Genomic DNA, 14,254 nt, shown 5'->3' with positions numbered 1-14,254 from the left:
AGGGCAGGGCGGGCCGCAGGGAGGCGGCCCGGCCCTTCCCCGTACCGGCGTCAGCGGCCGAGGTGAATCCAGGTCGCCTTCAGCTCGGTGTATTTCTCCAGCGCGTGCAGCGACTTGTCCCGTCCGAAGCCGGATTGCTTGAATCCGCCGAAGGGGGAGGAGATGTCGCCATGGTCGAAGCAGTTGACCCAGACCACCCCGGCGCGGAGCGCGGAGGACGCCTTGAAGGCGGTGTTGAGGTCGCGGGTCCAGACCGCCGCGGCGAGACCGTAGGCCGTGTCGTTGCCGATGCGGATCGCATCGTCCACGTCGTCGGCGGCGATGGTCGCCAGCACCGGGCCGAAGATCTCCTCGCGCGCGATGGTCATGCCGCCGGTCACGTCGTCGAACAGCGTCGCCTCGATGAAGCAGCCGTCCGACGCGATGCGCTTGCCGCCGAGCCGGAGGGTGGCTCCCTCCGCCTTGCCCTTGTCGATGTATTCCATGACCCGCTCGGCCTGCCGGGCGTCGACCATGGCGCCCATCTCCGTCGCCGGGTCGAGCGGGTCGCCGACCTTGATGGCGCCGCCGACCGCGATCACCTTTTCGACGACCTCGTCCTTCACGCTCCGCTCGACGATCAGGCGCGAGCCGGCGTTGCAGACCTCTCCCTGGTTATAGAAGATGCCCCAGGCCGCCGCCGTCGCCGCCGCATCGAGATCCGGCGCGTCGGCCAGGATGATGTTCGGGCTCTTGCCGCCGCACTCCAGCCCGATCCGCTTCATGTTGGACTGGCCGGAATATTGGAGGAAGTATTTCCCGACCTCGGTCGAGCCGGTGAAGGCCACCGCATCGACGTCCATGTGCAGGCCGAGCGCCCGCCCGGCGGTCTCGCCGAAGCCGGGAACCACGTTGAACACGCCGTCGGGAATGCCGGCCGCCGCGGCAAGCTCGCCGAGCCTGATGGCGGTGAGCGGCGACTGCTCCGCCGGTTTCAGGATCACCGAATTGCCGGCGGCGAGGATGGGCCCGAGCTTCCAGGCCGCCATCAGCAGCGGGAAGTTCCACGGCACCACCGCGGCGACGACGCCGAGCGGCTCGCGGCGGATCAGCGACACCGCGGTCGGTGCGGTCGGTGCGATTTCGTCATAGAGCTTGTCGATGGCTTCGGCGTACCAATCGATGCATTGCGCCGACAGCGGCAGGTCGACCGCGAGGCTGTCGCGGATCGGCTTGCCCATGTCGAGCGTCTCGAGCAGCGCCAGTTCTTCGGTGTTGGCGGCGATCAGGTCGGCGAAGGCGGCGAGGCGCTTCTTGCGCTCGCGCGGCGCCATGCGCGACCAGACCCCGGAGTCGAAGGCCTTGCGCGCCGCCGCGACCGCATGGTCGACGTCCTCGGCATCGCAGGCGGCGATCTGCGCCAGGATTTTGCCGGTCGCCGGGTTGATGCAGTCGAAGGTCTTGCCCGAACGGGCCTGGACATAGCGCCCGTCGATGAAGGCGCTGCCGGTAACGCTGAGCGCGGCGGCGCTAGCGTGCCAATCGATCGTCGCTGACATGGGGGTTCTTTCCGCCAGGGGGGGGTCGGTTGAGAGGCCGTCCGGCCATCATCAGGTGACGGGATGATAGGTGATCCCGGCGGATCGCTCCACCGCAAATTTTTGGTTTTCTGAAAAATGAACTGACACCACTGAAACCGGTTGCTATCCTGGCGATCATTATGGGACCGCCCGGCGTCGCCGGCATCGGTCCTGATCACAGGAACGGATGCGCCACGTCGATGCCGCACACGAAGACCGCTGAGGATGGCGCCGAGCGCGTCCAGGCGAACGGTGCCACCCCCGGCACCAATGTGGATGAGGAGACGCAGAAGCTCGGGCAGCGGATCCGGGATCTGCGGCTCAAGGCGGGCATGACGCTGACCGATCTGGCGAAGGCGACCGGCGTGTCGATCGGCACGCTGTCGCAGCTGGAGCGCGGATTGGTGTCGCCGACGGTGCGGACGGTCTATACGGTCGCCGCCGCCTTCGGGGTGATGCCGGCCTGGCTGATCGACCCGTCATCGTCCAAACCCACCGAAAGCCGTTATATCGTGCGGGCCGGGGAGCGGTCGCAGCTGCTCGACCTCGACGGAATCCGCAAGGACGTCGCGTCCCCGGTCGCAAGCAAGCGGCTGCGCGGCTTCTTCATGGCGATCCAGCCGGGCTGCAATTCCGGGGCGCAGCCCTACACGCACAAGGGCGAGGAGATCGGCTTCATCCTGTCCGGCGCGCTGGAGCTTCAGATCGACGGTGAGACCTTCATGCTCTACGAGGGCGACTGTTTCGCCTTTTCCAGCGACAAGCCGCACCGCTTCGCCAACAGCAGCGCGCGGCCGGCCACGGTGTTCTGGGTGAACGCCGACATCTGATGCGGCGGCCTCATGCGGATTCCTGAAGGCCCACCGATCCGCTGTTTTTAGAATATTGAAAATACCCGTTGCCTTACTGAAAATTGGCGCCCATAGTTTCAACACACCCCGCCGGGGCGCGCCGCAGGCGCCCCCCGGATCCCGTGCCGGAACTGAAGGACGTGCTGCGTTGACCAGTTCATCCACCGCATCGGGCGCATCGGGTCTCGGTCCCTGGTCGGCGATAGTGCTTCTGGCCCCCCTGACCGTTCTGATGTTCGCCATCCTGCTTTATCCGCTGGGCCTCACGCTGTGGACCAGCCTCTATGACGGCCAGACGTCCGGCCAGCTGTCTGGCCATCTGTCCCTGCGGGCCTACGCCGAGCTGGCGTCGAGCACCCTGTTCCTCAAGGTCCTGCGCAACACCTTCGAGATCGCGATCACCGGCACGCTGGTCAGCCTGGTCTTCGGCTATCCGGTCGCCATGCATCTGGCGGCCCAGCCGCCGCGGCGGCGGACGGCCTGTCTGGTGATGGTGATGCTGCCGTTCTGGACCAGCATCCTGGTCAAGAGCTTCGCGCTGGTGGCGGTGTTCGGCAACCAGGGGCTGGTCAACCAGCTGCTCGGCTTCCTCAGCGGCGGCCAGATCAACCTGCCGATGATGTTCAACCGCGTCGGCGTGGTGCTGGGCATGATCAATTTCCTGCTGCCCTTCATGATCCTGTCGATCCTCGGCAGCCTGCTGGCGCTCGACCGCCGCCTCATCCTCGCCGCCGAGACGATGGGCGCCGGCCCGCTGCGCATCTTCTGGAAGATCATCCTGCCGCTCAGCCTGCCGGGCGTGGTCGCCGGGGTGCTGATCAACGTGACGCTGTCGATCGGCATGTACATCACCCCGGCCCTGCTCGGCGGGCGGCAGGACATGATGGTCGCCAACCTCGTCGATTTCTACACCCGCCAGACGCTGGACTGGACCGCCGCCTCGGCGACGGCCGTGGCCCTGCTGGCGATCTCGGGCCTGCTGGTCGCGATGCTGGGCCGGGTGCGCGGCGGCCTGTCGGGAGGTGCGGCATGAACCCGCTGTTCGGCTCCAGCCACATTGCCCGCCGCATCGTCACCGCCGCCGCCTGGCTCTGCTATCTCTTCCTGCTGGTGCCGAGCCTGATCGTCGTGCCGATCTCCTTCGGCAATTCCGGACAGATCGAGTTCCCGCCGCGGGAGTTCTCCCTCGGGCTCTACCGGCAGTTCTTCACCGATCCGGCCTGGTGGGGATCGATGGTGCAGAGCCTGGTCGTCGCCGTCGCCACCACGGCGATCGCCCTGCTGCTGGCGGTGCCCGCCGCCTATGCGCTGGCGCGGTCGGAGCTGCCCGGCCGGGGCCTGCTGCGCGGCCTCTTCATGATGCCGATGCTGGTGCCGGTCATCGTCCTCGGCCTCGGCCTCTACCTGCAATTCTCCAACTGGGGGCTGCTCGACACCACCGCGGGCGTCGTCCTCGCCCATGTCATGCTGACCACGCCCTACATCATGATCTCGGTGATGTCGGGACTTCAGCATTCGGACATCGCGCTGGAGACCGTGGCGTCGATCATGGGGGCCTCGCGGCGGGTGGTGTTCTTCCGCGTGGTGCTGCCGCAGCTCGGGCCGGCCATCGCCGTCGGCGCGCTCTTCGCCTTCCTGATGTCGCTGGACGAGGTGGTGGTCGCCTATTTCCTGACCGGCACCGACGCCATGACGCTGCCGGTCAAGATGTACAGCTCCATCCGCTGGGAACTGACGCCGGTCCTGGCCGCGGTATCGACCCTGCTCACCGTCCTGTCGTTGCTCATCGCTCTGGGCATCATCGCCCTGCAGCGCAAGACCGAGGCGCATTCATGAACGCTCCGTCCGCTCCCGCCATGGTCCAGCTCCAGGGCGTCACGAAACGCTATGGCGAGTTCGAGGCCCTGCACAGCATCGACCTGTCGATCGCCAAGGGCGAGTTCGTCACGCTGCTGGGGCCGAGCGGCTCGGGCAAATCGACCCTGCTCAACCTGATCGCCGGCATGATCGGCCCTAGTTCCGGCCGGATCATCATCGACGGCCGCGACGCCACCACCCTGCCGACCAACCGGCGCGGCCTGGGCATGGTGTTCCAGAACTACGCGCTGATGCCGCACATGACGGTGTTCGAGAACATCGCCTTCCCCCTGCAGGTGCGCGGCCTGTCCAAGGACGAGATCCGGCGCAAGGTCACCGGCGTGCTCGACCTGATCCAGCTCGGCCATGTCGCCGGGCGCAAGCCGCGCGAACTGTCGGGCGGCCAGCAGCAGCGCGTCTCGCTCGCCCGCTGCATCGTCTACAATCCGGCGCTGATCCTGATGGACGAGCCGCTCGGCGCGCTCGACAAGAAGCTGCGCGAGCAGATGCAGCTGGAGATCAAGCGGCTCCATGCCGAGCTTGGCATCACCATGCTCTATGTGACGCACGACCAGGACGAGGCGCTGACGATGTCCGACCGCATCGTCCTGATGAACGGCGGCCGGATCGAGCAGCAGGGACAGCCCGACACCCTCTATTTCAAGCCGGAGACCGTGTTCAGCGCCGAGTTCATCGGCAGCTCCAACCTGATCCCCGGCGAGATCGCGGCAGGGGAGGGCGGCACCGTCACGCTGAAGACCGCGCTCGGCGCCTTCCCGGTGCCGGCGCCCGACCGGCCGGTCAGGCCCGGCGACCGCGGCGTCCTGCTGGTCCGCCCGGAGAACATGATGCTGACCGACCGCGCCGATCCCACCAGCGTCGCCGGCCGGATCGAGGATTCGATCCTGCTCGGCGGGGTGGTGCGGCACTTCGTGCGCTGCGCCGACGGCAGCATGGTCATCGTCCAGGAACTCAACCAGCCGGGCCGGGCCGGCGCCCGCCGCGACGAGACGGTCCGCGCCGGCTGGACCATGGACCACGCCCGGCTGCTGCCACCGCCGCCCGACACAACGCTGCCCAACACACCTCTGTCGGCCGGCTGACGCCGACCGGTTTTGACCACTGCCGAAAAACGAGGGGGAAAGTGCCCATGACCAAGACGACGTTCCTGACTTCGCGGCGCGGGCTGCTGAAGGGCGGTGCCGCCGGCCTCGCCGGCATCGTGGGCCTGACGGCGGCGCCGGCGGTGTTCTCCCGCCGCGCCCATGCCGCCGACACCACCCTCACCGTCACCTCCTGGGGCGGCGACTACAACAAGATGGTCCGCGAGATCTTCGCCGACCCCTTCACCCAGGAGACCGGCATCAAGGTCGCGCTGGTCGACAACGGCGACATGGCCAAGGTGAAGGCGCAGGTGCAGAGCAAGGCCGTGCAGTGGGACGTCATCGACGCACCCGCCGCCTTCGCCACCTCCGGCGCCCGCGACAAGCTGTGGGAGGAACTCGACCTCTCGATCGTCAAACCGGGTCCGCTGGTGCAGGCCGCGGCGCCCGACTACATGCCGCTCTATCTCTACAGCGGCGGACTGGTCTGGGATGCCAAGCGCTCTCCCGATGGCAAGCATCCCGTCGATTTCGCCGGCTTCTACGACGTGGCGCGCTTCCCCGGCCGCCGGGTGATGCGGTCGCTGGCGTCGGAAACGCTGGAGGCCGCGCTGATCGCCGACGGCGTCGCGCCGAAGGATCTCTACCCGCTCGACGTCGAGCGGGCGTTCCGCATGCTCGACCGCATCAAGCCCCATGTCAGCAAATGGGCGGCCACCACCCCCGATCAGGTGAACGCCATCGTCCAGGGCGAGGCCGACTTCTCCTACAGCTATTTCAACCGGGTCAAGTCGGCCCAGAAGGCGGGCGCCAGCCTGGACTTCTCCTTCGCGCAGACGATCAATTCGCTCGACTATTTCGCTGTTCCCAAGGGCACGAAGAACAAGGAGGCGGCGATGCGCTTCATCGACTTCTGCCTGCGGCCGGACCGTCAGGTCGCCTGGGCGACGCGCGGCTATTATCTGCCGAACAGCGTCGCGGCGATGGACGAGGTGAAGGGCGGGACCGCCAGCCAGTATCTGCCCGACCTCACCAACGGCAAGAACGTGATCGTCGATTCCCAATGGTGGAGCGAGAACTACACGGCGATGCAGAAACGCTATGCCGAGTGGATGCTGACCTGACCGCCGGACGATCCCGTCCTCCATCCTACCTCTTGCCGCTGCCATCGGTGCGAATGCCATGTCCCACGATGCCCTGCTTGCCGAACTGATCTCGATTGTCGGGGAGCGGTATGTCGTCACCGCCGCCCCCGACACCGCGGCCTTCCTCACCGACCACCGCGGCCGCTACACGGGCGAGGCGCTGGCCGTGGTCAAGCCGGCGAGCACGGCGGAGGTGTCCGGCGTGGTGAAGGCCTGTGCCGCCGCCGGGGTGGCCATCGTGCCGCAGGGCGGCAACACCGGCCTGTGCGGCGCCGCCACGCCGGTCGGACCGCGGCCGAGCATCGTCCTGCGCCTCGACCGCATGAACCGCATCCGCGCGGTTTCCGCGGCGGAGGAAACGATCACGGTGGAGGCGGGCTGCATCCTCGCCGACATCCAGGCGGCGGCGGCCCGCGACGGGCTGCTGTTCCCGCTGAGCCTCGGCGCCGAGGGCAGCTGCCAGATCGGCGGCAACATCGCCACCAATGCCGGCGGCATCGCCGTTCTGCGCTACGGCAACATGCGCCAGCTCGTGCTCGGGCTGGAGGTCGTGCTGGCCGACGGCACGGTGCTGGGCGGCCTGCGCCGGCTGCGCAAGGACAATTCGGGCTACGATCTGAAGCAGCTGTTCGTCGGCGCCGAGGGCACGCTCGGCATCGTCACCGCCGCGACGCTGAAGCTGTTCCCGGCCATCCGCTCGCGCTCCATCGCGATGATGCAGATAGCGGGCGTGGCGGATGCGCTGACCCTGTTCGCACAGGCGCGCAAGACCTTCGGCGAGCGCATCTCCAGCTTCGAGATCATCGGCTCGTCCTATATGGATTTCGTGCTGAAATACGTGACCGGCACGGTGATGCCCTTCGCCCAGCCGGCCCCCTGGTATCTGCTGCTGGAGGTGGGGGATTCGCGGCCCGACGCCCCGCTGGCGGCGGACATGGAGGCGTTTCTCGGCGAGATCTTCGAGGCCGGTCTGGTCAGCGACGCCGTCATCGGCTCCAGCCTCGCCCAGGAGGAGGCGATCTGGAAGCTGCGCCATGGCGTCACCGGCGAATTCAAGCTCGCCGGCAAGACCATGTCGCACGACACCTCGGTTCCGGTCGCCGAGCAGCCGGCCTTCGTCGAGCGGGTCGAGGCTGCGGTGCTCGCCGCCTATCCCGACGCCAACGTCATGATGGTCGGCCATATCGGCGACGGCAACATCCACGTCGTGGTGCTGTTCCCGCACGAGCGTTTCGCGACTGCCGAGGCGTTCGAGGCGGCGTCGGACGACGTCGATGTGATCATCGACGACATCGCGATGGATCTCGGCGGCAGCATCACGGCCGAGCACGGCGTCGGCTACACCTACCGCAAGCGGCTGGCGCGGACCAAGAACCCCGACGAACTTCTGCTGATGCGCGGGATCAAGCAGATGCTCGATCCGAACGGGCTGATGAATCCGGGCAAGATCTTCCTGCCGGCCGAACCGGCCTGAGCGTTTCGCGGGAAAATCGTCGCCTCCTTCCGGAAAGCCGTCCTCATGACCGCGCCTCTCGCCTTGCCTCCGAATGTCTATTCGCTCGACGCGCCGCCGGCACCGCCGACCCCGCCGCTCGGCGGTTCGCGCCGGGCCTCGGTGGCGATTGTCGGCGCCGGCATCGTCGGGCTGACGACTGCGCTTCATCTGGCGGAAGCCGGGGTGGACACCGTGGTGATCGACCAGGGCGAGCCGGGATGGGGCGCCTCGGGAAACAACGGCGGCCAGCTCAATCCGGGACTGAAGTTCGATCCCGACGAGATCGAACGGATCTGGGGTCCCGACCTCGGCCCCCGGATGGTCGAATTCGCCTATGGGACGACCGACAGGACCTTCGCGCTGATCGACCGGCTGGGCATCGCCTGCGAGGCGCGGCGAAGCGGCACGCTCCGGGCCGCGCGCAGCGCCAGATCGACGGGCGGCGTGGCGGAGAGCGCGCGCCAATGCATGGTCCGCGGCATGCCGGTGTCCTTTCTCGACCGGGAGGAGACGGCCGGCGCCACCGGGACCACGGCCTATCACGGCGCGATGCTCGACCGGCGCGGCGGCCATCTGAATCCGCTGGCCTATGTGCGCGGCCTCGCGGCGGCGGCCATCGCCGCCGGTGCCGCGGTCCATGGCCGCACGCCGGCACGGGCGCTGAACCGGCGCCCCGGCGGCTGGTCCATCGAGACGCCGGCCGGCACCATCGAGGCCGAGAAGATCCTGATCGCCACCAACGGCTTCACCGACGACCTATGGCAGGGACTGCGGCGCACGGTGGTGCCGGTGTTCAGCGCCATCGCGGCGAGCGAGCCGCTCGGCGACGACCGCCTGCTGGGTGTCCTGCCCGACCGTCCGGCGGTCTACGAAAGCGGCCGGATCACCGTCTATTACCGGATCGACGCCAGGGGGCGGCTGTTGATGGGGGGCCGCGGCCCGATGCGGCCGATCGGCACGCCGGAACCGCTGGCCTATCTCACCGACTATGCGGAGATAGTGTGGCCCCAGCTTGCGGGGCTGCGCTGGACCCATGGCTGGAACAGCCGGCTCGCCATCACGAAGGACCATTGGCCCCATCTGCACGAACCGGCGCCGGGCGTGCTCGCCTATCTCGGCTGCAACGGACGCGGCGTGGCGCTGGGAACGGCGATTGCCGAACAGCTGGCGCGGCGGCTGATCGACGGGAGTGCCGCCCGGCTCGACCTGCCGGTCATCGAGCCGAAGGCGATCCGCTTCCACGCCCTGTGGCCGCTGGGCGTCTGGAGCGTCGTGCAGCACGGCCGCATCCTGGACCGGCTGGGGCTTTAAAACCTGTCCGGTGCCTCAGCAGGCATCGATCAGACTATTCATGGGGACGCATAGCCTTCGCCGGACGGCTTGTGCAGCGCACACGCTCGATATATTCTAACGAATATAGCGCATCCCTAAACCGGGAGCCGGGGCGTGGAGAGCGAGCGATGAAGCCACCCATCGTCATAGTGGGCAACGGAACGCCATGGCTGCGGCTGGGCCGTGTCGAGCTTACCGCCGGGCAATGCGGCCTGATCACCGGCCCCACCGGCACCGGCAAGACCAGCGTGTTGCGGGCGCTTGCCGGGTTGCCGGGGCATGACGGACGGGTGATGGCGGTCGAGGGCGGCATCGCCGTGCCGAGGGGGATTGCCTGTCCGGTCGCCTTCGTGCCGCAGATTCCCGACATTCCACTGCGCTCCGGCCCGGTGGAGGCCGCACTGACGGCCGGCCTCCGCACCCACCTTCCGCCGGGCGGGGAAAATGCGGCACGGATCGCCGATGCCCTGCGCGAGGTCGGGTTGGAGGGTGCCGCCGGCCGCCGGATCGAGACGCTGTCGATGGGGGAACGCCACCGCCTCGCCATTGCCGCAGCCCTGGCAGCCGATCCGGCGGTGCTGCTGCTCGACGAGCCCTTCGCCCTGCTGGACGATGCCGGGGTGCAGATGCTGCGGTCCGTCATCCGACGGCGGCTCGCCATGGGGCGCATCCTGCTGGTCAGCGAGCACCGGCCGGACCGGCTGACCGGCCTGCCCGCCGTCCATCTGCACATGCCGGCCCCGGACGGACGCGCGGCGCCGGCCCCTCCCGACGAGCCTGTTCCAGGCGGGGACGTTCCAGGCGAGGAGGGCAGGAGGCCGGCGGAGGCGCCGGTCCTGCATGCCGAAGGGCTGCGGGTTCCACGCGGCGACGGCACGCCCTTGTTCGACCGGCTTGCGATGACGGTGCCGGCGGGGCGGCGTTTCCACCTCAGTGGCGTCAACGGGGCAGGGAAGAGCAGGCTGCTGCGCTGCCTGATCGGTGCGGAACCGCTGGAGGACGGCACCGTCACCGTCACCGACCTGCGCAATCCCAGCCCGCGCGACCTGCCGGGCCGCGTCGGTTTCCTGCCGCAGGATCCGCCGCGTCATTTCTTCGCCGAGACGGTGCGGACGGAGATCGGCTTCGCCCTGACCCGCGCCGGCCTGCGCCCACCCGACCGGGCCGAACGGGTGGACCGGGCGATTGCGCAGTTCGGCCTCGCCCCGCTGGCGGACCGCGCGCCGCAGAGCCTCAGCGTCGGAGAGCGCCAACTCGTGGCGTTGGCCGGTCTGGTGGCAGGGCGGCCCCGCCTGTTTCTGCTCGACGAGCCGCTGAGCGGGCTGGACCCCGGTCGTGCCGCCCATGCCCTGGGGGTGCTGGCGGCGGCCGCCCGAAACGATGGGTCCGCCGTTCTTCTGGCGAGCCACGGGGCGCTGCCGCTCTCCGGCTGGGCCGACCGCAGCCTGCGCCTGGAAAACGGCCGCCTCCGCGCACTGGCCTGAGGTTTCCGAGCCTCTTATGCGACGCCGCATAATGGAAAAGACGCGATGCGCCTCGGCGGCCGGCCACACGCTCGGATGACGGGGACGTTGCACTTCGGAAAAGAACCTACCCCGCGGCGGAATCAAGCTGAAGTGCGACAACACGTTTTTGTTGATCGGGTGGCCCGCTTTTTATCCATCATGCCGGGAGAGGGAGCTCGTACCGGTAGTCCATAGGCTTGATCCGCGCTCCTCCATCGCGATGGCGGATCAAGCCTGTGGACCCACCGGTGCGAGCGGCGGGGCAGGGGAGGCCTGCTGGCTCCTCAACCTCTTACGCCGTTGGTCCGTTGTGCTGGTGTCTACCGTCCGACCTTCGAAGCCGCCAGATTGGCCGCAAAGACTTCGGCTGGCGTCCTGTAGTCAAGGCAGCGGCGTGGCATATCGTTGAGCCGCTTCGCGAGGGCGGAAAGTGCTGCGCCATTGCGCTCCGCTACAGGGACGCCCAAAGGCAAATATCGCCGCAAACGTCCGTTGGCATTCTCGACGCCACCTTTTTGCCAGGGGCTGCGCGGATTGCAGAAGTAACTGTCCAACGATAGGCTCTTGTAGGACAGGAACTCCGTTCCCCGGTCAAAAGTAATGGTCCGGCATGCATGATGTGGAAATTTGCCAAGCACCGTTGCGATCCGGCTGATCACCTCGGCTGAGCGGCGATCCTCATTGGCAATGAGGATATGGTATCGGCTCTGACGCTCCTGAAGAGACGTGATGTTGGATTTGCCAAACTGAGGGCTGAAGATCACCAAGTCACATTCCCAGTGCCCGAAACTCTGCCGGGTCTCCACCTCGGCCGGACGATTGGCGATCGACTTTCGAACCGTGCTGCGTCGCGGGAGGCGGTGTATAGGCCGCTTGGCCGATGCCGCGCAAGCGCTTTTTTCGCCCCCTCGCGATTTTCACCCGGACCGCGTCCTCAGGCGATCCGCTCACGCACCTCCGCCCCGATCTGGAAGGAGCGCAGGCGGGCGGCATGGTCGTGGATCTGGCCGGCCAGGATCAGCTCGTCCGCCTGGGTGGCGCGGACGATCTCCGACAGCTTGCCCGCCACCTGATCGGGCGTGCCGACCGCGGCCATGGTGCCAAGCGCGCGGTCCACCATCATCTTCTCGGCCGGGCTGCTCCACCAGGACTCGATGTCGTCCACCGGCGGCGGCAGCTTGCCCGGCGTGCCGCGGCGCAAATTGGCGAACTGCTGCTGGGCGGAGGAGAAGATGCGCCGCGCCTCCGCCTCGGTGTCGGCGGCGAAAATATTAGCGGCGACCATGGCGTGCGGCTTGTCGAGCGTCGCCGACGGTTCGAAGCGGGCGCGGTAGATCGCCAGCGCCTCCATCAGCATGTCGGGCGCGAAGTGGGAGGCGAAGGCGAAGGGCAGCCCGAGCATCGCCGCCAGCTGCGCACTGAACAGGCTGGAGCCCAACAGCCACAGGGGCACCTTCAGCCCGGCCCCCGGCACGGCGCGGATGCGCTGGTTGGCCTCCGGCTCCTCGAAATACATCTGCAGCTCGACGACATCCTGCGGGAAGCGGTCGCCGCTGTCGGTCATGTCGCGGCGCAGCGCCCGCGCCGTCATCATGTCGGTGCCGGGTGCACGGCCGAGCCCGAGGTCGATGCGGCCGGGATAAAGCGACTCCAGCGTGCCGAACTGCTCCGCCACCACCAGCGGCGCATGGTTGGGCAGCATCACCCCGCCCGACCCGACACGGATGGTCGAGGTGCCGGCGGCGACATGGGCGATCACCACGGCGGTGGCGGCACTGGCGATGCCCGGCATGTTGTGGTGCTCGGCCAGCCAATAGCGCTTGTAGCCCCAGCCTTCCGCATGGCGGGCGAGGTCGAGGGTGTTGCGGAAGCTGTCGCCGGCGCTCGCCCCCTGGACGATGGGGCTGAGGTCGAGAACGGAAAAGGGAATCATCGCGCGGTCCCTGACAGGAACGGGGGTGGGGCCGGCATGCGGCCATCGGTTGCCATTGAAGGTATGGTCCCGGAGGGGCCGCTTCCACGCCGGGGCCCGCGCGGCTGCCTTGCGTGCGGTAAGACGGTGTGGTGAAGGTCAGGAATCCTGCCGGCCGCCGTAAAGCCGACGGCCGATGGGTTCCAGGGTCAGGCCCTGCACCAGGATGCTGAAGGCGACGGCGACATAGCAGACCGCCAGGATGGGATCGCGGTAGGGGCTGGCCGGCAGCGACAGCACCAGCGCCACGGCAACGCCGCCGCGCAGCCCCGCCCAGGTCAGGACGGCCAGCGCGCTGGATTTGTCGGTCCGCCCCATATGCATGAGCAGGGCCGGCGTCAGGCTGAGCATCCGCGCCGCCAGCGCCAGCGGAACGGCCAGCACGGCGGCGAGCAGAACCGGCCCGGTCCAGGAGATCACCACCGTCGCCTCCAGCCCCACCAGCAGGAACAGCAGCGAATTCAGCACGGCGTCGATCATCCTCCAGACCACATGCAGGTCGCGGCGGCTCTCGTCGCTGCGCACATGCCGCCCGGTGGTGGAGCCGATCAGCAATCCTGCGACCACCACGGCGATGGGGCCGGACAGGCCGAGCCGGCTGGCCAGCGAATAGGTGCCGAGCACCAGCGCCAGCGAGATGGTCAGCTCAACCGCACTCTCATCGACCCGCCGCTTCGCCTGATAGGCGATCCAGCCGCAGACGAAGCCAAGCGCCGCCCCGCCCACCGCCTCTTTCAGGAAATCCAGCGCGGCCTCCCCCACCGTCAGGTCCTGCTCGCTGCCGGTCGCGAGGTGGAGCAGCGTGACGAAGAGCACCACACCGGCGCCGTCGTTGAACAGGCTTTCGCCGGAGATCACCGACCGCAAGCTGTCCGGAACCGGCAGCCGCCCCAGGATGCCATGCACCGCCACCGGGTCGGTCGGCGCCACCGCCGCTCCCAGCACCAGGCACCAGATCAGCGGCACCTCGATCCCGACCAGCGGGAAGAGGAGGTGCAGCCCCAGCCCCAACAGGCCGGTGAACAGCAGGACGCTCACCGTCGCCAGCGCCAGAACCGTCCATTTCCGCGTCAGCAGGACGCACAGATCCTCGTTCACCGCGGCGGTGTAGAGCAGCAGGCTGAGGATGCCGTCGAGCAGGATCGCCGGCAGGCTGATCTGGTCGATCAGGCCGCGCAGCCAGTCGCCCACGCCCAGGGTGGAGCCCACCGCGTCGATTCCGCTCACCAGCAGCGCCAGAGCCAGCCCCTGGAAGAACAGCGAGATGGTGTTGGGCAGCTTCAACCACTTGTGATTGATGAGACCGAAGATCGCCGCCAGGCTCAGCAATATGGCGGAGAGATGGAACGGACCCACGCGCATTCTCCGAAAAAAGCAGCACACGCTGCGCAGTCGCCCGACAAACTCCGGGCCGGACCAGGAAACGCCTGCCGGC

At 68.1% G+C, this 14,254-nt stretch carries 11 protein-coding genes and 2 pseudogenes; 8 read left to right on the top strand and 5 right to left on the bottom strand.

Annotated features, from left to right (window positions below):
- Positions 1 to 50: 50 nt before the first annotated feature.
- Positions 51 to 1,538: an aldehyde dehydrogenase gene (locus CRT60_RS05565; RefSeq protein ID WP_098735434.1), complete on the bottom strand. Its 1,488-nt coding sequence runs from the start codon at positions 1,536 to 1,538 to the stop codon at positions 51 to 53.
- A gap of 221 nt (positions 1,539 to 1,759) precedes the next feature.
- On the opposite strand from CRT60_RS05565, the gene CRT60_RS05560 reads away from it, so the two are divergent.
- The 8 genes from CRT60_RS05560 to CRT60_RS05525 all read left to right on the top strand — a co-directional run bounded on the left by CRT60_RS05560 (position 1,760) and on the right by CRT60_RS05525 (position 10,826).
- Positions 1,760 to 2,389, top strand: a complete 630-nt coding sequence (locus CRT60_RS05560) for a cupin domain-containing protein (protein ID WP_161957980.1) — start codon at positions 1,760 to 1,762, stop codon at positions 2,387 to 2,389.
- Positions 2,390 to 2,558: 169 nt separating this feature from the next.
- Positions 2,559 to 3,443 (top strand): ABC transporter permease, encoded by an 885-nt coding sequence (locus tag CRT60_RS05555; RefSeq protein ID WP_204561684.1) that lies wholly within the window; start codon positions 2,559 to 2,561, stop codon positions 3,441 to 3,443.
- Positions 3,440 to 4,246 (top strand): ABC transporter permease, encoded by an 807-nt coding sequence (locus CRT60_RS05550; RefSeq protein ID WP_098735431.1) that lies wholly within the window; start codon positions 3,440 to 3,442, stop codon positions 4,244 to 4,246. Before CRT60_RS05555 ends, CRT60_RS05550 begins: the two co-directional genes overlap by 4 nt.
- Positions 4,243 to 5,370, top strand: coding sequence for an ABC transporter ATP-binding protein (locus CRT60_RS05545; protein WP_098735430.1), 1,128 nt, complete (start codon positions 4,243 to 4,245; stop codon positions 5,368 to 5,370). Before CRT60_RS05550 ends, CRT60_RS05545 begins: the two co-directional genes overlap by 4 nt.
- Before the next feature lie 47 nt (positions 5,371 to 5,417).
- On the top strand, positions 5,418 to 6,494 hold the full coding sequence (locus tag CRT60_RS05540) for a polyamine ABC transporter substrate-binding protein (RefSeq protein WP_098735429.1): 1,077 nt from the start codon (positions 5,418 to 5,420) through the stop codon (positions 6,492 to 6,494).
- Between the two features lie 58 nt (positions 6,495 to 6,552).
- On the top strand, positions 6,553 to 7,989 hold the full coding sequence (locus CRT60_RS05535; protein ID WP_098735428.1) for an FAD-binding oxidoreductase: 1,437 nt from the start codon (positions 6,553 to 6,555) through the stop codon (positions 7,987 to 7,989).
- Between the two features lie 45 nt (positions 7,990 to 8,034).
- Positions 8,035 to 9,321: an NAD(P)/FAD-dependent oxidoreductase gene (locus tag CRT60_RS05530; protein WP_098735427.1), complete on the top strand. Its 1,287-nt coding sequence runs from the start codon at positions 8,035 to 8,037 to the stop codon at positions 9,319 to 9,321.
- Between the two features lie 149 nt (positions 9,322 to 9,470).
- Complete coding sequence (locus CRT60_RS05525; protein WP_098735426.1) at positions 9,471 to 10,826, top strand: ATP-binding cassette domain-containing protein; 1,356 nt, start codon at positions 9,471 to 9,473, stop codon at positions 10,824 to 10,826.
- A gap of 171 nt (positions 10,827 to 10,997) precedes the next feature.
- On the opposite strand, the pseudogene CRT60_RS37735 reads toward CRT60_RS05525, so the two are convergent.
- From CRT60_RS37735 to CRT60_RS05510, 4 genes and pseudogenes are all read right to left on the bottom strand, one after another.
- A pseudogene (locus CRT60_RS37735) lies at positions 10,998 to 11,140 on the bottom strand (IS30-like element ISAzs27 family transposase); the annotation flags it as partial.
- 59 nt (positions 11,141 to 11,199) lie between these two features.
- Positions 11,200 to 11,680: pseudogene (locus tag CRT60_RS05520) on the bottom strand (IS30 family transposase); the annotation flags it as partial.
- A 101-nt stretch (positions 11,681 to 11,781) separates the two neighbouring features.
- A complete protein-coding gene (locus CRT60_RS05515; protein WP_098735425.1) occupies positions 11,782 to 12,780 on the bottom strand; it encodes an LLM class flavin-dependent oxidoreductase in 999 nt (332 codons plus the stop codon).
- Positions 12,781 to 12,918: 138 nt separating this feature from the next.
- A complete protein-coding gene (locus CRT60_RS05510; RefSeq protein ID WP_098735424.1) occupies positions 12,919 to 14,175 on the bottom strand; it encodes a cation:proton antiporter in 1,257 nt (418 codons plus the stop codon).
- Positions 14,176 to 14,254 lie beyond the last annotated feature (79 nt).

The organism is Azospirillum palustre, assembly GCF_002573965.1.
Taxonomy (GTDB): Bacteria; Pseudomonadota; Alphaproteobacteria; order Azospirillales; family Azospirillaceae; genus Azospirillum; species Azospirillum palustre.
This window is presented reverse-complemented; position numbering and strand designations above follow the sequence as displayed.

Excerpts from the sequence above, each read along its gene's own strand:
- CRT60_RS05565 (WP_098735434.1), bottom strand. The coding sequence starts at position 1,538 with ATGTCAGCGACGATCGATTGGCACGCTAGCGCCGCCGCGCTCAGCGTT.
- CRT60_RS05530 (WP_098735427.1), top strand. The coding sequence starts at position 8,035 with ATGACCGCGCCTCTCGCCTTGCCTCCGAATGTCTATTCGCTCGACGCG.
- CRT60_RS05545 (WP_098735430.1), top strand. The coding sequence starts at position 4,243 with ATGAACGCTCCGTCCGCTCCCGCCATGGTCCAGCTCCAGGGCGTCACG.
- CRT60_RS05540 (WP_098735429.1), top strand. The coding sequence starts at position 5,418 with ATGACCAAGACGACGTTCCTGACTTCGCGGCGCGGGCTGCTGAAGGGC.
- CRT60_RS05535 (WP_098735428.1), top strand. The coding sequence starts at position 6,553 with ATGTCCCACGATGCCCTGCTTGCCGAACTGATCTCGATTGTCGGGGAG.
- CRT60_RS05515 (WP_098735425.1), bottom strand. The coding sequence starts at position 12,780 with ATGATTCCCTTTTCCGTTCTCGACCTCAGCCCCATCGTCCAGGGGGCG.
- CRT60_RS05550 (WP_098735431.1), top strand. The coding sequence starts at position 3,440 with ATGAACCCGCTGTTCGGCTCCAGCCACATTGCCCGCCGCATCGTCACC.
- CRT60_RS05560 (WP_161957980.1), top strand. The coding sequence starts at position 1,760 with ATGCCGCACACGAAGACCGCTGAGGATGGCGCCGAGCGCGTCCAGGCG.
- CRT60_RS05525 (WP_098735426.1), top strand. The coding sequence starts at position 9,471 with ATGAAGCCACCCATCGTCATAGTGGGCAACGGAACGCCATGGCTGCGG.